General features: G+C 57.2%; 21 protein-coding genes and 1 other RNA gene. 10 read left to right on the top strand and 12 right to left on the bottom strand.

What is annotated here, in order from left to right:
* Positions 1-76: 76 nt before the first annotated feature.
* Positions 77-736 (bottom strand): PAQR family membrane homeostasis protein TrhA, encoded by a 660-nt coding sequence (gene trhA, locus BWI76_RS23840; RefSeq protein WP_004124978.1) that lies wholly within the window; start codon positions 734-736, stop codon positions 77-79.
* A gap of 162 nt (positions 737-898) precedes the next feature.
* Positions 899-1210, bottom strand: coding sequence for a N(4)-acetylcytidine aminohydrolase (gene yqfB, locus BWI76_RS23845; protein WP_004133599.1), 312 nt, complete (start codon positions 1208-1210; stop codon positions 899-901).
* 50 nt (positions 1211-1260) lie between these two features.
* Between yqfB and BWI76_RS23850 the strand changes: the two genes are divergently transcribed.
* The 3 genes from BWI76_RS23850 to BWI76_RS23860 all read left to right on the top strand — a co-directional run bounded on the left by BWI76_RS23850 (position 1261) and on the right by BWI76_RS23860 (position 4226).
* Complete coding sequence (locus tag BWI76_RS23850) at positions 1261-1989, top strand: MurR/RpiR family transcriptional regulator (RefSeq protein ID WP_024358621.1); 729 nt, start codon at positions 1261-1263, stop codon at positions 1987-1989.
* Between the two features lie 121 nt (positions 1990-2110).
* Positions 2111-3544 carry a 6-phospho-beta-glucosidase gene (locus BWI76_RS23855; RefSeq protein WP_004133593.1) on the top strand — a complete coding sequence of 478 codons (1434 nt, stop codon included), beginning with the start codon at positions 2111-2113 and terminating at the stop codon, positions 3542-3544.
* Positions 3545-3734: 190 nt separating this feature from the next.
* Positions 3735-4226: a protein disulfide oxidoreductase gene (locus BWI76_RS23860; RefSeq protein WP_049087336.1), complete on the top strand. Its 492-nt coding sequence runs from the start codon at positions 3735-3737 to the stop codon at positions 4224-4226.
* A gap of 186 nt (positions 4227-4412) precedes the next feature.
* Here the strand turns inward: BWI76_RS23860 and BWI76_RS23865 are convergent, their stop codons facing one another.
* The 8 genes from BWI76_RS23865 to BWI76_RS23900 all read right to left on the bottom strand — a co-directional run bounded on the left by BWI76_RS23865 (position 4413) and on the right by BWI76_RS23900 (position 14473).
* Positions 4413-5156: an SDR family oxidoreductase gene (locus BWI76_RS23865; protein WP_004133590.1), complete on the bottom strand. Its 744-nt coding sequence runs from the start codon at positions 5154-5156 to the stop codon at positions 4413-4415.
* Positions 5157-5216: 60 nt separating this feature from the next.
* A complete protein-coding gene (gene gcvP / locus BWI76_RS23870; protein WP_004133588.1) occupies positions 5217-8090 on the bottom strand; it encodes an aminomethyl-transferring glycine dehydrogenase in 2874 nt (957 codons plus the stop codon).
* A 144-nt stretch (positions 8091-8234) separates the two neighbouring features.
* Entirely contained in the window at positions 8235-8624 is a 390-nt protein-coding gene (gcvH, locus tag BWI76_RS23875) for a glycine cleavage system protein GcvH (protein WP_004133586.1), read from the bottom strand.
* A 22-nt stretch (positions 8625-8646) separates the two neighbouring features.
* A complete protein-coding gene (gcvT, locus tag BWI76_RS23880; protein WP_049087335.1) occupies positions 8647-9741 on the bottom strand; it encodes a glycine cleavage system aminomethyltransferase GcvT in 1095 nt (364 codons plus the stop codon).
* 420 nt (positions 9742-10161) lie between these two features.
* Positions 10162-11364, bottom strand: a complete 1203-nt coding sequence (ubiI, locus tag BWI76_RS23885) for an FAD-dependent 2-octaprenylphenol hydroxylase (protein WP_004133582.1) — start codon at positions 11362-11364, stop codon at positions 10162-10164.
* Positions 11365-11374: 10 nt separating this feature from the next.
* On the bottom strand, positions 11375-12553 hold the full coding sequence (ubiH, locus tag BWI76_RS23890) for a 2-octaprenyl-6-methoxyphenyl hydroxylase (RefSeq protein WP_049087334.1): 1179 nt from the start codon (positions 12551-12553) through the stop codon (positions 11375-11377).
* On the bottom strand, positions 12550-13866 hold the full coding sequence (gene pepP / locus BWI76_RS23895) for a Xaa-Pro aminopeptidase (protein WP_049087333.1): 1317 nt from the start codon (positions 13864-13866) through the stop codon (positions 12550-12552). The genes ubiH and pepP overlap by 4 nt, the downstream gene beginning before the upstream one ends.
* A 28-nt stretch (positions 13867-13894) precedes the next feature.
* Positions 13895-14473, bottom strand: coding sequence for a YecA family protein (locus tag BWI76_RS23900; RefSeq protein ID WP_004133578.1), 579 nt, complete (start codon positions 14471-14473; stop codon positions 13895-13897).
* Positions 14474-14638: 165 nt separating this feature from the next.
* Between BWI76_RS23900 and zapA the strand changes: the two genes are divergently transcribed.
* The 3 genes from zapA to BWI76_RS23915 all read left to right on the top strand — a co-directional run bounded on the left by zapA (position 14639) and on the right by BWI76_RS23915 (position 15892).
* A complete protein-coding gene (zapA, locus tag BWI76_RS23905) occupies positions 14639-14968 on the top strand; it encodes a cell division protein ZapA (RefSeq protein WP_004105598.1) in 330 nt (109 codons plus the stop codon).
* Between the two features lie 41 nt (positions 14969-15009).
* Positions 15010-15193, top strand: a non-coding RNA gene (gene ssrS, locus BWI76_RS23910) — 6S RNA.
* A gap of 102 nt (positions 15194-15295) precedes the next feature.
* Entirely contained in the window at positions 15296-15892 is a 597-nt protein-coding gene (locus BWI76_RS23915) for a 5-formyltetrahydrofolate cyclo-ligase (RefSeq protein WP_004133575.1), read from the top strand.
* Positions 15893-16269: 377 nt separating this feature from the next.
* Here BWI76_RS23915 and serA read toward each other — a convergent pair whose 3' ends face one another.
* Both serA and rpiA read right to left on the bottom strand, forming a co-directional pair.
* On the bottom strand, positions 16270-17502 hold the full coding sequence (gene serA, locus BWI76_RS23920) for a phosphoglycerate dehydrogenase (protein WP_004133574.1): 1233 nt from the start codon (positions 17500-17502) through the stop codon (positions 16270-16272).
* 269 nt (positions 17503-17771) lie between these two features.
* Positions 17772-18431, bottom strand: a complete 660-nt coding sequence (gene rpiA / locus BWI76_RS23925) for a ribose-5-phosphate isomerase RpiA (RefSeq protein WP_004125006.1) — start codon at positions 18429-18431, stop codon at positions 17772-17774.
* 169 nt (positions 18432-18600) lie between these two features.
* Here rpiA and argP point away from each other — a divergent pair, with 169 nt between their 5' ends.
* The 4 genes from argP (at position 18601) to scpB (ending at position 23621) form a co-directional block, all read left to right on the top strand.
* Complete coding sequence (gene argP / locus BWI76_RS23930; RefSeq protein ID WP_004105608.1) at positions 18601-19494, top strand: DNA-binding transcriptional regulator ArgP; 894 nt, start codon at positions 18601-18603, stop codon at positions 19492-19494.
* A 198-nt stretch (positions 19495-19692) separates the two neighbouring features.
* Entirely contained in the window at positions 19693-21837 is a 2145-nt protein-coding gene (gene scpA / locus BWI76_RS23935; protein ID WP_004133570.1) for a methylmalonyl-CoA mutase, read from the top strand.
* The gene (gene meaB, locus BWI76_RS23940; RefSeq protein ID WP_064371642.1) at positions 21830-22825 is read left to right on the top strand and encodes a methylmalonyl Co-A mutase-associated GTPase MeaB; all 996 of its coding nucleotides are present in this window, start codon (positions 21830-21832) and stop codon (positions 22823-22825) included. Before scpA ends, meaB begins: the two co-directional genes overlap by 8 nt.
* Positions 22826-22835: 10 nt before the next feature.
* On the top strand, positions 22836-23621 hold the full coding sequence (gene scpB / locus BWI76_RS23945; protein ID WP_004133567.1) for a methylmalonyl-CoA decarboxylase: 786 nt from the start codon (positions 22836-22838) through the stop codon (positions 23619-23621).
* Positions 23622-23639 lie beyond the last annotated feature (18 nt).

Consider the following 23639-nt stretch of genomic DNA (forward strand, 5'->3'; position numbering starts at 1 on the left):
CGGGCTACCAGCCCGCAGACGACGGTGAACCTGTAGCCCGGCTAAGCGTAGCGCGAGCCGGGAGATTTCTCAAAATTTAAACCTGCCCGACGTACAAATAAATGGCCAGGAAGTGGCACACGCTGCCGCCCAGGACAAAACCGTGCCAGATAGCGTGGTTGTATGGAATACGTTTGCAGACGTAGAAAATAACCCCCAGCGAATAAATAATCCCGCCAACGGCTAACAGCGTTACGCCGCCCACCGCCAGCTTAATCGCCAGTTGATAAACCACAATCAGCGACAGCCAGCCCATCGTCAAGTAGGTCACTAAAGAGAGGATCTTAAAACGATGCGCAATCGTCAGCTTAAACAGGATCCCCAGCAGCGCCAGGCTCCAGATGACGATCATCAACCCGCGCGACAGCGGCGAATTTAGCCCTACCAGCAGAAACGGCGTATAGGTCCCGGCAATCAGCAGGTAGATCGCGCAGTGGTCGAATTTTTTCAGCCACAGCTTTGCCCGCTGATGCGGAATGGCGTGATAGAGCGTAGAGGCGAGGAACAGCAGAATCATGCTCCCGCCGTACAGGCTGTAGCTGGTGATGGCCGTTGCGCCGGCGTTACTATCCACCGCCTGTACTAGCAACAGCACCAGACCGACAATACCGAACACCAGCCCAATCCCGTGGCTGATGCTGTTGGCAATTTCCTCTGCCAGAGAATATCCCTGCGTGATTAACGATTTGCGAACCATATTTGACTCCGAAAACAAGTACGCTTTCAATAGCACACTTAGGTTAACTGAGAATGATTCCAGTGAACACATGTTAGCTAAAATAAAAGGATGAATATTTATGAATATAATAAAATCAATAAGTTAAATTAAAATTTCAACTTACAGTCGTTCATTATTTTATTAAAGCCTTTCGAATTCAATAACATAAAAGAGCTTTTCTTCAGGGTAGATTTCCGCTATCACTTCGCGCAGCTGCGGCAGGGTCATATTCTCCTGCTGCGCGTGCCGTTCGTTCAGCGTATCCAGCGTCACCGTCGAGGTTGCGACTACGCGAATGGTGCAAAAATAGCCGTCATCTTCATAGCGACCAACGCGCAGTACATCGCCGGCTTTAAAGTGCGATTCCGCAGCATCGCGGATGGTAATGGTTTTGCGTCCGGCGAGGATGTCGTCCTGAAAACGCTGAAAAAAGGTTATGTTATTTGGCTGCATGATATCATTCCGTCCTGGTCATTATGAATTGTGAGTTTGCCACTGTGAGTATCTTCTCCCACGCCGCTATCGCCAGTCTCAATAATCTTGAGATGATGGTCTATCACTATGTCATTAAAAATCGCGACAAAGTGATGTACATGACCATCCGCGAGCTGGCGGAAGCGGCCGGAGTCTCCACGACCACCGTCCTGCGCTTCTGCCGCAAGCTGCAGTGCGAAGGCTACTCGGAGTTTCGCGTACGCTTTAAATTATATCTGGAGCAGAATGAGCCTCAACAGGCAAATATCGGCGCCAGCGAAATAATGAGCTTTTTTAAAAGCGTTAATAACGATGAATTTGACCAACTGCTCGAGCAGGCGGTCGATATTATTCTGTCGTCAGAACGTATTATTTTCGTCGGCGCCGGCACCTCCGGCGCGCTGGCAAAATATGGCGCACGCTTCTTTTCTAACGTCGGAAAATTCAGCAACCATATCGACGATCCTTATTTCCCGGTGACCAATGATATGGCGCGTAATGCGCTGGCTATTGTACTGTCGGTCTCCGGAGAAACGGAAGAGATCCTGCGCTTTGCCAGCCAGTTCAGCCTGCATCGCTGTAAAGTGATGTCCATTACCAGCCACGAGCACTCGCGGCTGGCAAAGCTTGCCGACTTTAATCTCTCCTGGCATGTTCCGCAAACGCGTATCGGCGGCGTCTACGACATTACCACTCAGATCCCGGTCATTTATATTCTGGAAACGCTGGGGCGTAAATTAGCGCGCAAACTCCGCTGAAAATAACAGGATGTTTTTTCGATGTAACAAATTCCATCCAGGACAAATTGTTATATCGTGACATTTATATCGCCTTTGTTAGACTCGAAACCAACAAGTAATTATGACGAGATGAGCAAAGATGAAGAAAATTCCTTTACCAAAAGACTTTTTATGGGGCGGCGCCGTCGCCGCGCACCAGGTTGAAGGCGGCTGGAATAAAGACGGTAAAGGTCCGAGCATCTGCGACGTGCTTACCGGCGGCGCGCACGGCGTGCCGCGCGAGATAACCCAGCAGGTAGAGCCGGGCAAGTACTATCCAAACCACGAAGCCATCGACTTTCATGGCCGCTACAAAGAAGACATCAAGCTGTTCGCCGAGATGGGCTTCAAGTGCTTTCGCACCTCCATCGCCTGGACGCGCATTTTCCCGCTGGGCGACGAAAGCCAGCCGAATGAAGAGGGGCTGAAATTCTACGATGATATGTTCGATGAACTGCTGAAGTACAACATCGAGCCGGTAATCACCCTCTCCCACTTTGAGATGCCGCTGCATCTGGTTCAGCAGTACGGCGGCTGGACCAACCGCAAAGTGGTCGATTTCTTTGTGCGCTTCGCCGAAGTGGTCTTCGAGCGCTATAAGCACAAAGTGAAATACTGGATGACCTTTAACGAGATCAATAACCAGCGTAACTGGCGCGCGCCGCTGTTTGGCTACTGCTGCTCCGGCGTGGTCTATACCGAGCATGAAAACCCGGAAGAGACCATGTACCAGGTGCTGCATCATCAGTTTGTCGCCAGCGCGCTGGCGGTGAAGGCGGCACGTCAAATCAATCCGCAGATGCAGGTTGGCTGCATGCTGGCAATGGTCCCTCTCTATCCGTACTCCTGTAAGCCGGAAGACGTGATGTTTGCCCAGGAATCGATGCGTGAACGCTACGTCTTTACCGACGTCCAGCTGCGCGGCTACTACCCGAGCTACGTCCTGAACGAGTGGGAGCGCCGCGGCTTCAGTATCAAAATGGAGGATGGCGATGCGCAAATCCTGCGCGAAGGCACCTGCGCGTATCTCGGCTTCAGCTACTACATGACCAACGCGGTGAAAGCGGAAGGCGGCAGCGGCGACGCAATTTCCGGCTTCGAGGGCAGCGTGCCCAACCCGCACGTTAAAGCGTCCGATTGGGGTTGGCAGATTGACTCGGTGGGCCTGCGCTATGCGCTGTGCGAACTGTATGAGCGCTATCAGAAACCGCTGTTTATCGTCGAAAACGGCTTCGGCGCGTACGATAAAGTCGAAGAAGACGGCAGCATCAACGACGACTACCGCATCGACTATCTGCGCGCTCACGTCGAAGAGATGATCAAAGCGGTGACTTACGACGGCGTTGAGCTAATGGGCTATACCCCGTGGGGCTGCATCGACTGCGTCTCCTTCACCACCGGTCAATACAGCAAGCGCTACGGCTTTATCTACGTCAACAAACATGACGATGGTACCGGCGATATGTCCCGCTCGCGCAAGAAGAGCTTTAACTGGTACAAAGACGTTATCGCCAGCAACGGCGAGAAATTGTAAGCATCTTGCCCCTTTCCAGTCGGAAGGGGGTAAAACTTCCCACAAAACAGACACTTCTTTACAGCGTTAGCGTTGCTAACGCGCGCTCAGCCGATAAGATAAACCCCATCAATCGTTGAGTCGCTGACGCTTACTCCGCGAATCAACGCCGCACGCTGCCGGCTTTTCCGGCGCATCACCATGTAGAAAAATGATGCTAAACGTCTTTAGACTGATCCTGACATGGCTGCTGATCGTTGCCGCCGTCAGCCTGGCGGTGGATTATCTGCGCAAACCGGCGCTGCCGCAGAATTTCTCCAGCACGCCGCTGCAAACGCTTGATGGCCGAACGGTCGATCTGGCGGCCATGAGCCACGAACGCCCCTTGCTGCTGTACGTCTGGGCCACCTGGTGCAGCGTATGTCGTTACACCACGCCATCGGTGGCCGCGTTGGCTGACGATGGCGGTAATGTTATGACGGTAGCGTTACGTTCGGGCGATAACGCCACCCTGACGCGCTGGCTGGCGCATAAAAAAACGGCGCTGCCGACGATTAATGACGCCAGCGGTCAGCTATCCCAACGGTGGGAGGTACAGGTCACGCCGACCCTTATCGTTATCTCACGCGGCGAGGTGAAGTCAGTCACCACCGGCTGGACCAGCGGCTGGGGGATGCGCCTGCGGCTGTGGATGGCGTCGTAGGGAATTTCCCTGCTTGCTGAGCTACGGGTCGATGCGGTCTGAAGGTCTGGTAACCCGGAAATCCACAGTGTAATGGATCACAAAACTCCCGGTGGCGCTGCGCTGACCGGGCTACAAGTTCACAGTTGTCTGCGGGCTGGTAGCCCGGACAGGTGCGCAGCGCCGCCTCCGGGAAAGATTTACGGATTACTTCCCGCCCGCCAGCTCGAGGAAGCTGCCGGTAACGTAGGAAGCCTTATCGCTTAGCAGCCAGACGATGGCCTGAGCCACCTCCTCCGGCTGCCCGCCGCGCCGCATCGGCAGCATCGACTTGACGCGATCCACGCGCCCGGGCTCACCGCCGCTGGCGTGCATATCGGTATAGATTAAGCCGGGGCGCACGCCGTTGACCCGAATCCCCTGCGCCGCCACTTCCAGCGACAGGCCGGTGGTCAGGGTATCAACCGCGCCTTTCGACGCGGCGTAATCCACATACTCCCCCGGCGCCCCGAGGCGCGATGCCGCGGACGACACATTCACAATCGCCCCACCCTTACCGCCGTGCTTGTGCGACATCCGCTTTACCGCCTCCCGGCAGCAGAGGAAGTAACCGGTCACATTGGTGGCCAGCACCCGGTTAATCCGGTCGGCGCTAAGGCTTTCAATCGTCCCCTGAGTAAATAAAATCCCGGCGTTATTGACCAGCGCGGAGAGCGGTTCGCCGAGACGGTCGATCGAGGCAAACATCGCCATCACCTGCGCTTCATCGCTGACGTCCGCCCGTAACGCAACGGCTTTGCCGCCGCTGGCGATAATCTCGTTCACCACGCCGGTCGCCGCGGCGCTATTCTGGTGGTAATTCACCGCCACGGTATAGCCTTCCTGCGCCAGCAGCAGCGCCGTCGCTTTACCTATTCCCCGGCTGCCGCCCGTCACCAATGCTATCGTCATACCATTCTCCCAAAATATAAAGGCGCCGCAGCGCCTTTAAAAGATAGTCTAATCAGCAGATTACTGGTATTCGCTCATCGGTACGCAGGAGCAGAACAGGTTACGGTCGCCGTAAACATCGTCCAGACGCTTAACGGTCGGCCAGTATTTGTTGTTCAGCCCTGCCGGGAAGACCGCCAGTTCGCGGGCGTACGGATGGTTCCACGCGCTCACCAGTTCACCCTGGGTATGCGGCGCGTTCACCAGCGGGTTATCCTCCAGCGGCCACTCGCCGGCTTTCACGCGGTCGATCTCGCCGCGAATCGCCAGCATCGCATCGATAAAGCGGTCCAGCTCCACTTTGCTTTCCGATTCGGTCGGTTCAACCATCAGCGTACCGGCGACCGGGAAGGACATGGTTGGAGCATGGAAACCAAAATCAATCAGTCGCTTAGCAATATCCAGCTCGCTGATGCCGGTCTCTTCTTTCAGCGGACGAATATCCAGAATGCATTCGTGCGCCACGCGACCGTCGCGGCCGGTATACAGCACCGGAAACGCGTCTTTCAAACGGGTAGCGATGTAGTTGGCGTTCAGAATCGCCATCTGGCTCGCCTGTTTCAGCCCTTCTGCGCCCATCATTCGGATATACATCCAGCTGATTGGCAGGATGGAGGCGCTGCCGAACGGCGCGGCGGAAACCGCGCCCTGGCGGGTCAGCATGCCTTCAATTTGCACCACGCTGTGGCCCGGCACAAACTGCGCCAGGTGCGATTTCACGCCAATCGGCCCCATACCCGGGCCGCCGCCGCCGTGCGGAATACAGAAGGTCTTATGCAGGTTAAGGTGCGAGACGTCCGCGCCGATAAAGCCCGGAGAGGTAATGCCGACCTGGGCGTTCATGTTCGCGCCATCGAGGTAAACCTGGCCGCCAAACTGATGCACCACTTCGCACACTTCGCGAATGGTCTCTTCGTAAACGCCGTGGGTGGACGGATAGGTCACCATGATGCAGGAGAGGTTCGCCGCATGCTGCTCGGCTTTCGCCCGCAGGTCAGCAAGATCGATATTGCCGTTTTTATCGCAGGCCACCACCACCACCTGCATTCCCGCCATCTGCGCGGAAGCCGGGTTGGTGCCGTGAGCGGAGCTTGGGATCAGGCAGATATCGCGATGCCCCTCGTTGCGGCTTTCGTGGTAATGACGAATCGCCAGCAGGCCCGCGTATTCGCCCTGCGCGCCGGAGTTCGGCTGCATGCAGACCGCATCGTAGCCGGTCAGCTTAACCAGCCAGTCGGAGAGCTGAGCGATCATCTGATGATAGCCTTCAGCCTGATCGACCGGACAGAACGGATGCAGTTCGGCGAATTCCGGCCAGGTGATCGGGATCATCTCGGCGGCGGCATTCAGCTTCATGGTGCAGGAGCCCAGCGGGATCATCGCCTGGTTCAACGCCAGATCCTTACGCTCCAGCGCGTGCATATAGCGCATCATCTCGGTTTCGCTGTGGTAGCGGTTAAACACCGGATGAGTAAGGATCGCATCGTCGCGCAGCATGCTGGCAGGGATCGAGCGGCTATCGAGGGCCACGTCTTTATCCAGGGTGTCGATATCCAGGCCATGATCGTCGCCAAGGATGGCGCGGAACAGGTTCAGGACGTCTTCACGCGTGGTGGCTTCGTCAAGGGTGATCCCGACGGCATGATGAATATCGCTGCGCAGGTTAATGCGCAGCGCTTCCGCCCGCGCCAGCACAGCGGCTTTATCGGCAACCTCAACGCACAGGGTATCGAAGTAGTGCGCATGGCGGAGCTTAAGGCCTTTTTTCTGCAGACCATCGGCCAGAATATCGGTCAGACGGTGAATACGGCTGGCGATACGCTTCAGGCCAGCCGGACCGTGGAATACCGCGTACAGGCTGGCAATGTTGGCCAGCAGCACCTGAGAAGTACAGATATTGGAGTTCGCTTTCTCGCGGCGAATATGCTGCTCGCGCGTCTGCATCGCCATGCGCAGCGCGGTATTGCCCGCCGCATCTTTCGATACGCCGATAATACGGCCCGGCATGGAGCGTTTGAATTCATCTTTGGCGGCAAAGAAAGCCGCGTGCGGGCCGCCGTAGCCCATCGGTACGCCAAAGCGCTGGGCGGAGCCAAAAACGATGTCCGCGCCCTGCTTACCCGGTGCGGTCAGCAGAACCAGCGCCATAAAATCGGCGGCGACGCTGACAATCACTTTGCGCGCTTTCAGGTCAGCAATCAGTTTGCTGTAATCATGAACCTCGCCGGTGGTGCCCACCTGCTGCAGCAGTACGCCGAAGACGTCCTGATGGTCGAGCGCTTTTTCCGCATCATCGACAATCACATCGAAACCGAAGGTCTCCGCGCGAGTGCGCACTACGTCCAGGGTCTGCGGGTGAACGTCGGCGGCGACGAAGAAACGGTTGGCGTTTTTCAGTTTGCTTACGCGTTTGGCCATCGCCATCGCTTCCGCGGCGGCGGTAGCTTCGTCCAGCAGCGAGGCTGAGGCGATATCGAGACCGGTCAGGTCGAGGGTCACCTGCTGGAAGTTCAGCAGCGATTCCAGACGGCCCTGAGAAACCTCCGGCTGATAAGGCGTATAGGCGGTATACCAGCCCGGATTTTCCAGCATGTTGCGCTGAATCACCGGCGGCAGCTGCACGGCGGTGTAGCCCATGCCAATGTACGACTTGAAGCGCTTGTTACGACCGGCGATCGCTTTCAGTTCCGCCAGCGCGGCGAATTCCGTGGTTGCCTCGCCCACCTGCGGCGGCGTCGCCAGCTGGATATCCTGCGGCACAATCTGGCCAATCAGGGCGTTAAGCGAATCGGCGCCAACGGTTTTCAGCATCTCCTGCTGCTGCAGGGCGTCCGGGCCGATGTGACGTTCAATAAAGGCGTCACGGTTTTCAAGCTGGCCTAAAGTCTGGGTCATGAGCGATGGTTCCTGAACGTGCGGTGAATCGTGATTGTCTGACTGGTTTGCCCGGCGAGCGCTGATGCTTGCCGGGCCAGAATACGCAAAATCATTGGCGTTGCAGGAAGCCAACGCCCCTGCAGCGTGAAGGATGAAGCGTATTTATTCGTCTTCTAACAGAGCTTCATATGCGGTCGCATCCAGCAGCGCGTCAATCTGAGCTTCGTCGCTGGCTTTGATTTTAAAGATCCAGCCGCCGGCGTACGGCTCGCTGTTGACCAGCTCAGGGGAGTCGTTCAGCTCGTCATTGACGGCAACGATTTCGCCGCTGATCGGCGCGTAGATATCGGAAGCCGCTTTGACGGATTCGGCAACCGCGCAGTCTGCGCCCGCTTCAACGGCGGCGCCCACTTCCGGCAGGTCGACGAAAACCATATCGCCAAGCAGCTCTTGCGCGTGCTCGGTGATACCAACGGTATAAGTGCCGTCCGCTTCTTTACGCAGCCATTCGTGTTCTTTGCTGTATTTCAGTTCTGCTGGTACGTTGCTCATCAATTCATCTCCAAAAGGGAAATCACACCACGGCTTTGCCGTTGCGTACAAAAACAGGTTTAGTCACTTTGACCGGCATTTCGCGGTTGCGAATCTGCACTACGGCGGTTTCACCGATGCCTTCCGGTACGCGCGCTAACGCAATACTGTAGCCCAGCGTCGGGGAGAAGGTGCCGCTGGTGATAATGCCTTCTTTCTGATTGCCGTCGGCATCGCTAAAGCGCACCGGCAGGCCGCCACGCAGAACGCCTTTCTCGGTCATGACCAGGCCCACCAGCTGCTCGGTGCCCTTTTCGCGCTGCATTTCCAGCGCTTCACGCCCGATGAAGTCACGGTCAGTCGGTTCCCAGGCAATGGTCCAGCCCATATTAGCCGCCAGCGGAGAGACGCCTTCGTCCATCTCCTGGCCGTAAAGGTTCATGCCCGCTTCCAGGCGCAGCGTATCGCGCGCGCCGAGGCCGCATGGCTTAACGCCCGCATCGAGCAGGCCGCGCCAGAAATCTACCGCCTGCTCGTTCGGCAGCGCGATTTCATAACCCGCTTCGCCGGTATAGCCGGTGGTCGCAATAAACAGATCGCCCGCCTGCACGCCAAAGAAAGGCTTCATGCCTTCCACGGCCTGACGCTGCGCGTCGGTAAACAGCGTCGCCGCTTTCTCTTTCGCCCTGGGACCCTGGACTGCGATCAGGGAAAGATCGTCGCGCACGGTTATTTCAAGACCATAAGATTCAGACTGCTGGGCGATCCAGGCGAGATCTTTTTCACGGGTGGCGGAGTTAACAACGAGGCGGAAATAGTCTTCAGAAAGGAAATAAACAATCAGGTCATCAATGACGCCGCCGGAGGCGGTCAGCATGCCGCTATAGAGCGCTTTGCCTGGCACGGTGAGCTTCGCTACGTCGTTAGCCAGCAAATAGCGCAGAAACTCGCGGATTCGGCTGCCGTGGAAATCGACGATGGTCATGTGCGACACATCGAACATTCCGGCATCGCCGCGCACCGCATGATGCTCATCAATCTGGGATCCGTAATGCAGCGGCATCATCCAGCCATGGAAATCCACCATGCGCGCGCCGCATAGCGTGTGTTGTTCAAACAACGGAGTCTGTTGAGCCATCTTTTCCTCATCGAATAAAACGGAACCAGCCACTATTTTTGGCGTTTTTGCGCCGCGAAAAACGCCGCCGGCATCGCTAACGGACGCCGACGCAAACGTTCTCTTTGGCCTGAACTTACCACCGATATCCGCACTAAACCATAAGCCCGGTCAGGACATCACATTAGCTTATGACTAAAATCAGCCGAAGAGCCTATAGAGTTTTTAGCTACAATAAAGCGAGTTAAGCCGCATAAAATTAAACAAATAAGGTAAAAAAGCAGCGCATGATGATATTTTATGCGAAATGACGAGCCTAATTTCTATAACAAAAAAAAGGTAACATTAATAAAACTAATGCGAAAAACGAGGTGAAATTAGATTATTTCAAATGAGAGGAGAAAACCCGGCGCGAGGCCGGGTGAGAGAAGTGTGATGGACTTAACGTAACCAGGCAGGCAGGTCGTGGAACCCCATCGCCTGACGAATAAGCTGCGGCTTCACGCCGGGCAATGTATCCGCCAGCTTAAGGCCGATATCGCGCAGCAGTTTTTTCGCAGGATGGCTGCCGGAGAACATGTCGCGAAAGCCCTGCATCCCCGCCAGCATCACCGCGGCGCTATGCTTGCGGCTGCGCTCATAGCGACGCAGATACAGATGCTGACCGATATCCTTGCCCTGCGCATGCAGGCGTTTGAGCTCCTCGATCAGCTCAGCAGCATCCATAAAGCCAAGATTGACGCCCTGCCCGGCCAGCGGATGAATGGTATGGGCGGCATCGCCAACCAGCGCCAGACGATGGGCGGCAAACTGCCGCGCGTAGCGGCCAGTCAGCGGGAAAACCTGACGCTCGCTCTCCACGGCGCACAAACCCAGGCGGTTATCGAAAGCAATATTCAGCGCCTGGTTGAAAGCGGCATCGTCCGCCGCCCGCATCCGCTCCGCCTCTTCAGGAGAGAGCGACCAGACGATAGAGCAAAGGTGCGGATCGCTCAGCGGCAGGAACGCGAGGATCCCTTCGCCGTGGAACGCCTGACGCGCCACCGCTTCGTGCGGCTCTTCGGTGCGAATAGTGGCAACCAGCGCATGATGGTGATAATCCCAATAGGTCAGCGGAATATCGGCTTTGTTGCGCAGCCACGAATTGGCCCCATCGGCGCCAACCACCAGCCGGGCGGTTAACATGCCGCCGTCCTGCAGGCTAAGAAAGGCCTCATTCTCTCCCCACGCGACCTGCTGCAGCTGCGCCGGAGCCAGCAGGGTGACGTCCGCGCAGCGCTGCGCTTTTTGCCACAGAGCATGATGCACCACGGCGTTTTCAATAATGTGCCCAAGGTGGCTAAAGCCCATGCTCTGGTCATCAAAGCTGATGCGGCCAAAACTGTCTTTGTCCCACACCTCCATACCGTGGTAGCAGCTGGCGCGCTGGGCGATAATATCCTGCCAGACGCCCAGTTTGTTCAGCAGCTTCTCGCTGGCGGCGTTAATCGCCGACACCCGCAGCGCCGGCGGCGCATCCTCGCTCAAAGGCTGAGGCGCGGCCTGTTCCAGCACCGCAACGCGCAGCCCGCTGCCCTGTAAACCGCAGGCAACCGCCAGCCCCACCATTCCACCGCCAACAATAGCGACATCAACACTTTGCACGTTTCACTCCTTAACGGGGAACCCAACCGAGGGTACGCTGCGCCAGCGCATCGCGCGCCGGGGTAAATAATTCCATCGCCATCAGGCCCAGGTTGCGCCCCGCCACCAGCGGCGCCCAGCGATTGGCAAACAGATGCACCAGCCCGTCGGTGACGCCGATAGTGGCGGCCTTATCTTCGGCGCGCCTGGCCTGATAGCGACTTAAAAGCGAATAGCTACCCGGATCCTCTTCGTCAGCATGCGCCTGCGCCAGCATTTCCGCCAGGCTCATCACGTCCCGCAGACCGAGGTTAAACCCCTGTCCGGCGATAGGATGCAGCGTTTGCGCCGCGTTGCCGACCAATGCCAGCCGATGCGCAACCGTGCGGGCAGCCGAGGTCAGCGACAGCGGATAGACGCTGCGCTTTCCGGCCTGGACGATCCGGCCAAGACGCCAGCCAAACGCCTGCTGAAGTTCATGACAGAAGCGTTCATCCGACCAGCTCAGAACCTCTTCGTGCCGCGACTGCGAATGACACCACACCAGCGAGCAGCGGCCCTGCGACATGGGCAGCATCGCCAGCGGGCCGTGTGGGGTAAAGCGTTCAAATGCGCGCCCGTTATGCGGCTGAGCGGTACTAACGTTAGCGATAATCGCCAGCTGTTCATAGGGTTGCTGCTGCCAGCTGATACCGCAGCGGGCTCCCAGAGTGGAGCGCGAACCGTCGGCGGCAACCAGCAGCTTACCGCGGAGCGTTTCGCCGTTATCCAGCTGCAGGCTCACGCTCTCTTCGCTGCGGCTGACATTTTCTACCCTAGCCGGGCAGTGCAGCGTCACGCCCGGCGCTTTACGCAGTTGCGCAAACAGGCGCTGGCCGACATCGTGCAGCTCAACCACCTGACCCAGCGCCGCCAGCCCATAGTCCTCAGCCTCGAGGGTGACAAACCCCGCATGGCCGCGATCGCTAACGTGCACGCGCCGAATGGCCGTGGCGCAGTCGGCTATCTCTTGCCAGATATCCACGCGCGCCAGCTGCTGGCAGGTACCGGCGGCCAGGGCGATGGCGCGCGCGTCGAAGCCCGGATGCTGCGCGGACTCCGGCGCGGATGCTTCAACCAGATGCACCGGCAGCTTACCGCCGGTTAAGCGAGATATCGCTAACGCCAGCGTCGCGCCGGTCATTCCGCCGCCAACGATCAGGACGCTCATAGCTGGCGCGCCGCCGCCATCAGCGCCTCAATATCATCAGCCTTTTTCACTACCCCGGCGGTGAGGTTCTCGTTGCCGTCCTCGGTAATGACAATGTCGTCTTCAATACGAATGCCAATGCCGCGGTACTGGGCCGGAACGTCAGCATCCGTGGCGATATACAGCCCGGGCTCAACGGTCAGCACCATTCCCGGTTCGAGAATACGCGAACGTTCAACGTCATAGCTGCCGACATCATGCACGTCGAGCCCCAGCCAGTGGCTCAGGCCATGCATAAAGAAAGGACGATGGGCGTTATTAGCAATCAGCTCATCAATTTCGCCTTTCAGGATCCCCAGGCGCACGAGGCCGGTAATCATAATCCGCACCACCTGCTGGTTAACCTCGTTGATCGAGGTTCCGGGGCGATAGAGCTTCAGTGAGGTTTCCAGAGATTCAAGGACGATGTCGTAAATATCGCGCTGCGCCGGGCTGAACTTGCCGTTAACCGGGAAGGTTCGGGTGATATCGCCCGCGTAGCCGCGGTATTCGCAGCCTGCGTCAATCAACACCAGATCGCCGTCGCGCAGCTCGCATTCGTTTTCGGTGTAGTGCAGGATGCAGCCATTTTCGCCGCCGCCCACGATAGTGTTATAAGAAGGGAAGCGCGCGCCGTGACGGTTGAACTCATGGAGGATCTCGCCTTCCAGATGATATTCGAACATTCCAGGACGGCATTTTTCCATAGCGCGGGTGTGGGCCAGCGCGGAAATCTCACCTGCGCGGCGCATCACCGCCAGCTCTTCTGGCGACTTAAACAGGCGCATCTCATGCACCATCGGCCGCCAGTCAATGACCGAGTTCGGCGCCTGCAGATTCTGCCGCACGCCTTTGCGCAGTTTTTCCAGCGCGTTAAACACAATTTCGTCGGCGTAGGCATATTCGCCTTGCGCAAAGTAGATAGCGTCGAGGCCGTTAAGGAGCTGGAACAGCTGCTGATTAATTTCACTAAACGCCAGCGCGCGATCGACGCCCAGCTTCGCGGGGGCAGCTTCCTGCCCAAGGCGGCGGCCAAACCAGATTTCAGCGGTCAGATCGCGCACGCGGTTAAACAACACGCTGTGGTTATGCGTCTCATCGCTTTTAATCAATACCAGCAGCGCTTCGGGCTCATTAAAGCCGGTGAAGTACCAAAAGTCGCTGCTCTGGCGGTAGGGATATTCCGAATCTGCGCTGCGTACCGCTTCCGGCGCGGCGAAAATAAGCGCTGCGCTGCCCGGCTGCATCTGCGCCAGTAGAGCCTGGCGACGAGAGAGAAATTCCTGCTGAGTCATGACGCCCCCTGAACGATTTAATGAATAATTAATGTAGCGTCGGCTTTTGCACTTCCGGCGCAGTGGGTTTCTGAAGAGAGAAGGTGTCGTGACACAGTAGCGCGGCAACGCGTACGTATTCGATAATCTCCTCCAGAGACATTTCGAGCTCTTCCTGATCCTCGTCTTCGTCATACCCAAGCTGAGCAATATTGCGCAGGTCGTCGATAGCTTCGCCGGTTTCGTCTTTGACTTTATCCAGCTTGGGCTGCGTCACGCCCAGCCCCAGCAGGAAATGGTTTACCCAACCCGCCAGCGCATCGGCGCGATCGAACACGCTCACCTCGTCGCCATCCGGCAGGTAGAGCTGGAATAAGAAACCGTCATCCTCCAGCGAATCGCTAGTGGCGGAATGCATGTTACGCAGCGCCTGCGCCAGCTCGTGACCAAAGGCCAGACCTTCGTTGGTCAGATCGTGCACCAACGGCTGCCAGCTGCTGTCTTTGTTGCCGCCGCACAGGATCCCGCTGATCAAACCGTGCATTTCGGCAGGGGTTAATCCCACCCCTTGTTGGTTCAGTAACTGGTCTACAGCGTTGTAGCCAGGCATTTCGTTCTGTATAGACATGCGCATTCGTCATCGTTGGGAGGAATATTCATGATATGCTACCACTTTGGACCCTGGTGAACCAGAATAGGGCTTGTATCTTAAAACCAGGGTAGCTATAGTGTCGCCCCTTCGCAGACCCTCCCAGGGCGTGAAGGCCGCGCAGTCAATCAGCAGGAAGGTGGCATGTCTGCACAACCCGTAGATCTCCAAATTTTTGGCCGTTCACTACGAGTGAATTGCCCGCCTGAACAAAGGGATGCCTTAAACCAGGCAGCTGACGACCTGAATCAGCGGTTGCAAGATTTAAAAGAACGCACTAGAGTCACAAATACTGAGCAGCTGGTCTTCATCGCCGCGTTGAACATCAGCTATGAGTTGACTCAGGAAAAAGCGAAAACCCGCGACTACGCCGCCAGCATGGAGCAGCGTATTCGGATGCTTCAGCAGACCATCGAACAAGCGTTGCTTGAGCAAGGTCGCATAAGCGAAAGACCCGGGCAGAAGTTTGAATAACACTTTGCATTTAACTGTGTTAGAGTAATCGCAAGAACAAAATTTCTCTGAGATGTTTGCAAGCGGGCCAGTCCCCTGAGCCGATATTTCATACCACAAGAATGTGGCGCTCCACGGTTGGTGAGCATGCTCGGCCCGTCCGAGAAGCCTTAAAACTGTGACGACACATTCACCTTGAACCAAGGGTTCAAGGGTTACAGCCTGCGGCGGCATCTCGGAGATTCCCTTCCTTTTTCGTTTCATCCCCTCTAAGTTAATTTTCGGCTTTTGCCGTCGTGTATTAAACTACGCCTGTTTGTATCGTTTGCTTACCGATGAGACTCAGGTATGACTCTACTGTCAGATCCCCCCTATACCAGACAGCAAATTCGCCAGCAGATCCGCCTGCGCCGACGCGCGTTAACGCCGGAGCAGCAAACGCAGTTCGCCCTCCTGGCGGCGGACAGAATGATGGCGTACCCGCCGGTTCTGCTCGCGCATACGGTCGCGGTATTTCTGTCGTTTGATGGCGAGCTGGATACGCGGCCGCTGATTGATCAGCTCTGGCGGGCGGGCAAACGGGTGTATCTCCCCGTGCTGCATCCGTTCAGCCCCGGCAATCTTCTGTTTCTCCACTACCACCCGAGCAGCGTTCTGGTGGTGAATCGCCTGAAAATCCGCGAACCGAAGCTCGACGTGCGCGATGTTCTCCCGCTTAGCCAGCTGGATGTACTGGTTACGCCGCTGGTCGCGTTTGATGCCGCCGGACAGCGTCTGGGAATGGGCGGCGGATTTTACGACCGGACGCTGCAAAACTGGCGGCAGCATCGCCTGCAGCCGGTCGGCTACGCCCATGATTGCCAGCAGGTCGACGCGCTGCCGACGGAGCAGTGGGATATCCCGCTGCCTGCGGTCATCACGCCGTCAAAAACCTGGCTCTGGTAGAATGTCCGAACAATTGACATTGCTGTTTTTTTCACCTAAATTTGGGTAAAGGGTGAGGGAGGCGAACCTCCCTCCTGCTTCCTCTCTGTTAATATGCTGGGTAGGCGATGATTAACAGGATAAGCAGCATGATGAAGAGTCTCATCATCGTCCCTTTCCTTTTTAAAGCCCCTGCTTCGGTAGGGGCTTTCCCGTTTCAGCCCCACGCTGAGTCTTTATCGTAAATCCCTTTCTTTCAGGCACAACGACATCTGACGGTTTTAATCACCGTTTGCGGCAAGACTCGCAAAGCATCTGGAGGACAACGGAAAGTTGCAGGGAGGGGCAATCAGGAGAAAAGGGGCAGGTCGATGACCTGCCCGCTGGTAAAAAAGGCGTTAGAACAGCAGACGGGCGCGGATGGTGCCAGGAATAGCCTTCATCGCCTGCAGCGCAGCCTGCGCCACATCTTCTTCGGCTTCGATATCAATCACCACGTAGCCCATCTGCGGAGTGGTCTGCAGATACTGCGCCGCGATGTTAATGCCCTGGGCCGCGAAAATCTGGTTAAGCGCGGTCAGTACGCCCGGACGGTTTTCATGGATATGCAGCAGACGGCGCCCACCGTGCAGCGGCAGAGACACTTCCGGGAAGTTAACCGCGGAGAGCGTTGAACCGTTATCCGAGTATTTCGCCAGCTTGCCCGCCACTTCCAGGCCGATGTTCTCCTGCGCTTCCTGAGTTGAGCCGCCAATGTGCGGGGTCAGGATAACGTTGTCGAACTCGCACAGCGGAGAGTTGAACGGATCGCTGTTGGTGGCCGGCTCGGTCGGGAATACGTCGATCGCCGCGCCCGCCAGGTGTTTGCTCGCCAGCGCATCGCACAGCGCCGGGATATCCACCACGGTGCCGCGAGAGGCGTTGATCAGCAGAGCGCCGGGCTTCATCAGCGCCAGCTCTTCCGCGCCGATCATGTTCTTCGTCGAGGCGTTTTCCGGCACGTGCAGACTCACCACATCGCTCATGTTCAACAAATCAGAAAGATGCTGAACCTGAGTGGCGTTACCTAACGGTAGCTTGCTTTCAATATCGTAGAAATAGACGTGCATCCCCAGCGATTCAGCCAGAATCCCCAGCTGCGTGCCGATATGACCATAGCCGATGATACCCAGCTTTTTACCGCGCGCTTCAAAGCTGCCGACCGCCAGCTTGTTCCATACGCCGCGGTGCGCTTTAGCGTTTGCCGCCGGTACGCCGCGCAGCATAAGCAGCAGCTCGCCGATTACCAGTTCAGCAACGGAACGGGTATTGGAGAACGGGGCGTTAAACACCGGGATACCGCGTTTTGCCGCCGCGTTTAAATCAACCTGGTTGGTGCCGATACAGAAGCAGCCGACCGCGACCAGCTTCTCCGCCGCCGCGAAGATCTCTTCCGTCAGATGAGTACGGGAACGCAGGCCGATGAAATGGGCATCACGGATGGACGCTTTCAGCTCTTCGCTATCCAGCGCGCCTTTATGAAATTCGATATTGGTGTAGCCCGCTGCGCGGAGGCTGTCCACCGCTTTTTGGTGCACACCTTCAACCAGCAGAAATTTAATCTTGTCTTTTTCCAGTGATACCTTAGCCATTTCCCCGTCCTGTTTTTGTCTTAACTGATGTCGTGCGGAACGAAAGTTCTTCCCAGCAACATATCAAAAAAAACTATTGCGGCAATATGAACGTTTGCGTCGGCATCCTGAAGAAATATCAATCAGCGGGAAATAGCAGGACAAAACACCAGAAAGTAAAAGAAAGGTAGATTGTTACTGAGACAAGGCGCATAAATGTGACAGAAGTCACCAAAATAGGCCTGGAGAAAAAATATTTGCGAGGGAGCGATTCGCTCCCTCGGATCAGACTATTTAGTGATAGTTTTTACACCATCAGCGGTACCAATCAGCGCGACGTCCGCACCGCGATTCGCAAACAGGCCGACGGTCACGACGCCCGGAATACCGTTAATGGTATTTTCCAGCGCAATAGCGTCCAGAATTTCCAGACCAAACACATCGAGGATCACGTTACCGTTATCGGTCACGACGCCCTGGCGATACTCCGGACGGCCGCCCAGCTTAACCAGCTGACGCGCTACGGCGCTGCGCGCCATCGGAATCACCTCTACCGGCAGCGGGAATTTACCTAAAATATCCACCTGCTTGGAAGCATCGGCGATGCAGATAAATTTATCGGCGACCGAGGCGATAATTTTCTCGCGCGTCAGCGCGGCGCCGCCGCCCTTGATCATCTGCATATGGCCGTTGATTTCATCAGCGCCGTCCACATAAATACCAAGACGGTCAACGCTGTTCAGATCAAAAACCGTAATACCGAGGCTTTTCAGTTTTTCAGTAGAGGCGTCAGAGCTGGAAACCGCTCCTTCAATCTGCCCTTTCATGGTACCCAGCGCATCAATAAAGTGCGCCGCCGTCGAGCCCGTGCCGACCCCAACGATGGTGCCCGGTTGTACATACTGCAATGCCGCCCAGCCTACTGCTTTTTTCAGTTCATCTTGCGTCATGATTATGGTCCGAGATGTGAATTCCTGTGGCGCATTATAGAACATCCGGGGTGCCATTGTCCCTGCGACGGCGATCACACAACGCAGTCGCCAATTTTTCATCTTCATCAAAAACAAATTTATGTCATAGTGCGAGTTAACGAAAAGTATTAGGGGGCACGCCAGAGCAATGAAACGACCGGACTACAGAACACTACAGGCGCTGGACGCGGTAATCAGGGAACGAGGGTTTGAGCGCGCCGCGCAGAAGCTTTGTATTACGCAGTCCGCCGTCTCTCAGCGCATCAAACAGCTGGAAAACATGTTTGGACAGCCGCTGCTGGTGCGAACCGTACCGCCGCGTCCCACCGAACAGGGGCAAAAGCTGCTGGCCCTGCTGCGTCAGGTTGAGCTGCTGGAAGAGGAGTGGCTGGGCGATGAGCAAACCGGCTCCACGCCGCTGCTGCTATCGCTGGCGGTCAACGCCGACAGTCTGGCCACCTGGCTGCTGCCCGCGCTCTCAAGCGTGCTTTCCGACTCCCCGATTCGCCTGAACCTGCAGGTGGAAGACGAGACCCGGACTCAGGAACGCCTGCGCCGCGGTGAAGTGGTCGGTGCGGTCAGTATCCAGCCGCAGGCATTGCCAAGCTGCCTGGTCGATCAGCTCGGCGCCCTCGACTATCTGTTCGTCGCCTCGAAGGAGTTTGCCCAACGCTATTTCCCTAATGGGGTGACCCGCTCGGCGCTGTTGAAAGCGCCGGTGGTGGCATTCGATCATCTCGATGATATGCATCAGGCCTTTTTGCAGCAGAACTTCGATTTGCCGCCGGGCAGCGTGCCCTGCCATATCGTCAACTCGTCTGAAGCCTTCGTGCAGCTGGCCCGCCAGGGAACGACCTGCTGTATGATCCCGCATCTGCAAATTGAAAGAGAGCTGAACAGCGGCGAGCTTATCAACCTCACGCCGGGCCTGTTCCAGCGCCGGATGCTCTACTGGCACCGTTTTGCGCCGGAAAGCCGCATGATGCGCCGGGTGACCGATGCGCTGATCGATTACGGCCACAAGGTGTTGAGGCAAGATTAACCCCCGCAAGCAGGCCGGAGTCATCCGGCCCGTGTGACCCACTATCCTCTTCTCATATCTTTGAAATACATCACAAAATAAAACATTCTATCCGGCAAAAAACGACGCATCGATGGCTGTTTTTTGCTGGCGACAGGGCCGATGAAAAAGCTCACCGTATTCGCAACACCCCATTTTATTGCGAATACGGAGCACAACATGTCTGAGTTGCAGGAGTGGCAAACGCTCGCCAACAAAGAGCTTAGCCGGCGAGAAAAAACCGTCGACGACCTGGTCAAACAGACGGCAGAGGGCATTGCCGTTAAGCCGCTGTATACCGAAGCCGATCTTGATAATCTGGAAGTGACCGGCACCCTGCCCGGCCTGCCGCCTTACGTTCGCGGCCCGCGCGCCACCATGTACACCGCACAGCCGTGGACCATCCGCCAGTACGCCGGTTTCTCTACCGCCAAAGAGTCCAACGCCTTCTATCGCCGCAACCTCGCCGCCGGGCAGAAAGGGCTTTCCGTCGCCTTCGACCTCGCGACCCATCGGGGCTATGACTCCGATAACCCGCGCGTGGCGGGCGACGTCGGTAAAGCGGGCGTGGCGATCGATACCGTCGAAGATATGAAAATTCTGTTCGATCGGATCCCGCTGGATAAGATGTCCGTGTCGATGACCATGAACGGCGCGGTGCTACCGGTGATGGCGTTTTATATCGTCGCGGCGGAAGAACAAGGGGTTGCGTCGGAGCAGCTCACCGGGACAATCCAGAACGATATTCTGAAAGAGTACCTGTGCCGTAACACCTACATTTATCCGCCGAAGCCCTCCATGCGCATTATCGCCGACATCATTGCCTGGTGTTCGGACTACATGCCGCGCTTTAACACCATCAGCATCAGCGGCTACCACATGGGTGAGGCGGGGGCTAACTGCGTGCAGCAGGTCGCCTTTACGCTGGCGGACGGTATCGAATATATCAAGGCCGCGCTCTGCGCCGGGCTGAAAATTGACGACTTCGCTCCGCGCCTGTCGTTTTTCTTCGGCATCGGCATGGATCTGTTTATGAACGTTGCGATGCTGCGCGCCGCACGCTACCTGTGGAGCGAAGCGGTGAGCGGCTTCGGCGCCACCAATCCGAAATCCTTAGCCCTGCGCACCCACTGCCAGACCTCCGGCTGGAGCCTCACCGAGCAGGATCCGTATAACAACGTGATCCGTACCACCATCGAAGCCCTCGGCGCCACGCTTGGCGGCACCCAGTCGCTGCACACCAACGCCTTTGACGAGGCGCTCGGCTTGCCCACCGACTTTTCCGCCCGCATCGCGCGTAATACGCAGATCATCATTCAGGAGGAGTCGGAGATCTGCCGCACCGTGGATCCGCTGGCCGGATCGTATTATGTGGAGTCGCTGACCGATCAAATCGTCAAGCAGGCGCGGGCCATTATTCAACAGATCGCCGAGGCGGGCGGAATGGCTAAGGCGATCGAGGCCGGGCTGCCGAAACGGATGATCGAAGAGGCCTCCGCCCGCGAACAGTCGCTGATCGATCAGGGCAAGCGCGTCATCGTCGGCGTTAATAAGTACAAGCTGGAAAAAGAGGATGAAACGGCGGTGCTGGAGATCGACAACGTCAAGGTGCGCAACGAGCAGATCGCCTCGCTGGAAAAAATCCGCGCTCAGCGTGACGATGTGACGGTAAAAGCCGCGCTGAACGCCCTCACCCACGCCGCGCAGCATCATGAAAATCTGCTGGCCGCCGCGATCAACGCCGCTCGCGTTCGCGCCACCCTGGGGGAAATCTCCGACGCGCTGGAGGCGGCGTTTGACCGCTATCTGGTACCCAGCCAGTGCGTCACCGGCGTGATTGCGCAAAGCTACCATCAGTCGGACACAGCCGCCGGCGAATTTGACGCCATCGTTGCGCAAACCGAACGGTTCCTGATGGATAACGGCCGCCGCCCGCGCATTCTGATCGCCAAAATGGGCCAGGATGGCCACGATCGCGGCGCCAAGGTGATCGCCAGCGCCTATTCCGATCTCGGCTTCGACGTTGACCTGAGCCCGATGTTTTCCACGCCGGAAGAGATTGCTCGTCTGGCGATAGAAAACGACGTGCACGTGGTTGGCGCCTCATCGCTGGCGGCAGGCCACAAAACCCTGATCCCCGAGCTGGTCGCCGCGCTGAAAAAATGGGGGCGGGAAGATATCTGCGTCATCGCCGGCGGCGTCATCCCGCCGCAGGATTACGCCTTTCTGCAGGCGCGCGGCGTGGCCGCCATTTACGGCCCCGGCACACCGATGCTGGAGAGCGTGCGCGACGTCCTGACGAGGATTAGCCAGCATCATGATTAACCCATCCACCCTGAGCGACGCCATCCGACGATTACGTTTGGGCGAGCGGGCCACGCTCGCCCAGGCCATGACGCTGGTAGAGAGTCAGCATCCTCGCCACCAGGCGCTGAGCGCCCAGCTGCTGGATGCGATTATGCCCTTCACCGGCAACGCCCTGCGCCTCGGCGTCACCGGCACGCCGGGAGCCGGAAAGAGTACCTTTCTGGAAGCCTTCGGCATGCTGCTGATTCGCCATGGCCTGCGGGTTGCGGTGATCGCGGTCGATCCGAGCAGCCCGGTCAGCGGCGGCAGCATCCTTGGCGACAAAACTCGCATGATCGACCTGGCGCGATCGGATTCGGCCTTTATCCGCCCGGTGCCCTCCAGCGGCCATCTCGGCGGCACCAGCCTGCGCGCGCGGGAGCTGATACTGCTGTGCGAAGCGGCGGGCTACGACGTGGTGATTGTCGAAACCGTCGGCGTCGGCCAGTCGGAAACGGAGGTCTCCCGCCTGGTGGACTGCTTTATCTCGCTGCAGATCGCCGGCGGCGGTGACGATCTGCAGGGCATCAAGAAAGGGATCATGGAGATGGCGGATATCGTCGTCATCAATAAGGATGATGGCGAGAACCGCGCCAGCGTCGCCATCACCCGGCATATGTATGAATCCGCCCTGCATATTCTGCGCCGCAAGCACGCCGCGTGGCAGCCGCGCGTTTTGAGCTGTAGCGCGCTGGAGCGGCGCGGCATCGAAGCCATCTGGCTCGCTGTTCTGGATTTCAAAACAACCCTGACTGACAGCGGCGATCTTGAAAAACTGCGCCAGCGCCAGGCGCTGGAGTGGCTGCAAAAGCAGACCGAAACCGAGGCGCTGCACCTGCTGTTTGCCCGAACCGACTTCGAGCGCTACTTCCAGCAAACGCTACAGGCGGTGAAAAACAACGGCCTCTCGCCGCGCACCGGCCTGCGGCAGATTAGCGAATTCCTTCAGAATCATTACTTTGCGTAAAAGGATATTTATGTCTTATCAATATGTTAATGTCGAAATTATCCGGAAGGTTGCGGTCATTGAGTTCAACTATAGCCGCAAGCTCAACGCCTTAAGCAAGGTGTTCATCGACGATCTGATGCAGGCGCTGAGCGACCTCAACCGGCCGGAAATACGCTGCGTTATTTTACGCGCGCCCGGGGGCGCAAAAGTCTTCTCCGCCGGCCATGATATCCATGAACTGCCCGGTGGGCGCCGCGATCCTCTCTCCTATGACGATCCGCTGCGTCAGATCACCCGCATGATCCAAAAATATCCGAAACCGGTGATCTCCATGGTCGAAGGAAGCGTCTGGGGCGGCGCGTTTGAGATGATCATGAGTTCCGATCTGATCATCGCCGCCAGCACGTCCACTTTCTCCATGACGCCGGTGAATCTCGGCGTGCCCTACAATCTGGTCGGCATTCACAACCTGACCCGCGACGCCGGTTTTCACATCGTCAAAGAGCTGATTTTCACCGCCCTGCCGATTACCGCCCAGCGCGCGCTGGCGGTCGGTATTCTCAATCATGTGGTGGACGCCGACGAACTGGAGGATTTTACCTTACAGATGGCGCACCACATCTCCGAGAAGGCGCCGCTGGCGATTGCGGTCATTAAGGAAGAGCTGCGCGTGCTTGGCGAAGCGCACACCATGAATTCCGATGAATTCGAACGTATTCAGGGGATGCGCCGCGCCGTCTACGACAGCGAGGATTATCAGGAAGGCATGAGCGCGTTTATGGAAAAACGTAAACCTGAGTTCGTCGGCCATTAATCACGCCGGGTTAAGGAG

Source organism: Klebsiella sp. M5al (assembly GCF_002090195.1).
GTDB classification, from domain to species: domain Bacteria; phylum Pseudomonadota; class Gammaproteobacteria; order Enterobacterales; family Enterobacteriaceae; genus Klebsiella; species Klebsiella grimontii.

Excerpts from the sequence above, each read along its gene's own strand:
- rpiA (WP_004125006.1), bottom strand. The coding sequence starts at position 18,431 with ATGACGCAAGATGAACTGAAAAAAGCAGTAGGCTGGGCGGCATTGCAG.
- gcvT (WP_049087335.1), bottom strand. The coding sequence starts at position 9,741 with ATGGCTCAACAGACTCCGTTGTTTGAACAACACACGCTATGCGGCGCG.
- pepP (WP_049087333.1), bottom strand. The coding sequence starts at position 13,866 with ATGACTCAGCAGGAATTTCTCTCTCGTCGCCAGGCTCTACTGGCGCAG.
- gcvH (WP_004133586.1), bottom strand. The coding sequence starts at position 8,624 with ATGAGCAACGTACCAGCAGAACTGAAATACAGCAAAGAACACGAATGG.
- BWI76_RS23900 (WP_004133578.1), bottom strand. The coding sequence starts at position 14,473 with ATGTCTATACAGAACGAAATGCCTGGCTACAACGCTGTAGACCAGTTA.
- BWI76_RS23915 (WP_004133575.1), top strand. The coding sequence starts at position 15,296 with ATGACTCTACTGTCAGATCCCCCCTATACCAGACAGCAAATTCGCCAG.
- BWI76_RS23860 (WP_049087336.1), top strand. The coding sequence starts at position 3,735 with ATGATGCTAAACGTCTTTAGACTGATCCTGACATGGCTGCTGATCGTT.
- serA (WP_004133574.1), bottom strand. The coding sequence starts at position 17,502 with ATGGCTAAGGTATCACTGGAAAAAGACAAGATTAAATTTCTGCTGGTT.
- scpA (WP_004133570.1), top strand. The coding sequence starts at position 19,693 with ATGTCTGAGTTGCAGGAGTGGCAAACGCTCGCCAACAAAGAGCTTAGC.
- zapA (WP_004105598.1), top strand. The coding sequence starts at position 14,639 with ATGTCTGCACAACCCGTAGATCTCCAAATTTTTGGCCGTTCACTACGA.
- meaB (WP_064371642.1), top strand. The coding sequence starts at position 21,830 with ATGATTAACCCATCCACCCTGAGCGACGCCATCCGACGATTACGTTTG.
- BWI76_RS23865 (WP_004133590.1), bottom strand. The coding sequence starts at position 5,156 with ATGACGATAGCATTGGTGACGGGCGGCAGCCGGGGAATAGGTAAAGCG.
- yqfB (WP_004133599.1), bottom strand. The coding sequence starts at position 1,210 with ATGCAGCCAAATAACATAACCTTTTTTCAGCGTTTTCAGGACGACATC.
- scpB (WP_004133567.1), top strand. The coding sequence starts at position 22,836 with ATGTCTTATCAATATGTTAATGTCGAAATTATCCGGAAGGTTGCGGTC.
- argP (WP_004105608.1), top strand. The coding sequence starts at position 18,601 with ATGAAACGACCGGACTACAGAACACTACAGGCGCTGGACGCGGTAATC.
- gcvP (WP_004133588.1), bottom strand. The coding sequence starts at position 8,090 with ATGACCCAGACTTTAGGCCAGCTTGAAAACCGTGACGCCTTTATTGAA.
- ubiH (WP_049087334.1), bottom strand. The coding sequence starts at position 12,553 with ATGAGCGTCCTGATCGTTGGCGGCGGAATGACCGGCGCGACGCTGGCG.
- BWI76_RS23855 (WP_004133593.1), top strand. The coding sequence starts at position 2,111 with ATGAAGAAAATTCCTTTACCAAAAGACTTTTTATGGGGCGGCGCCGTC.
- trhA (WP_004124978.1), bottom strand. The coding sequence starts at position 736 with ATGGTTCGCAAATCGTTAATCACGCAGGGATATTCTCTGGCAGAGGAA.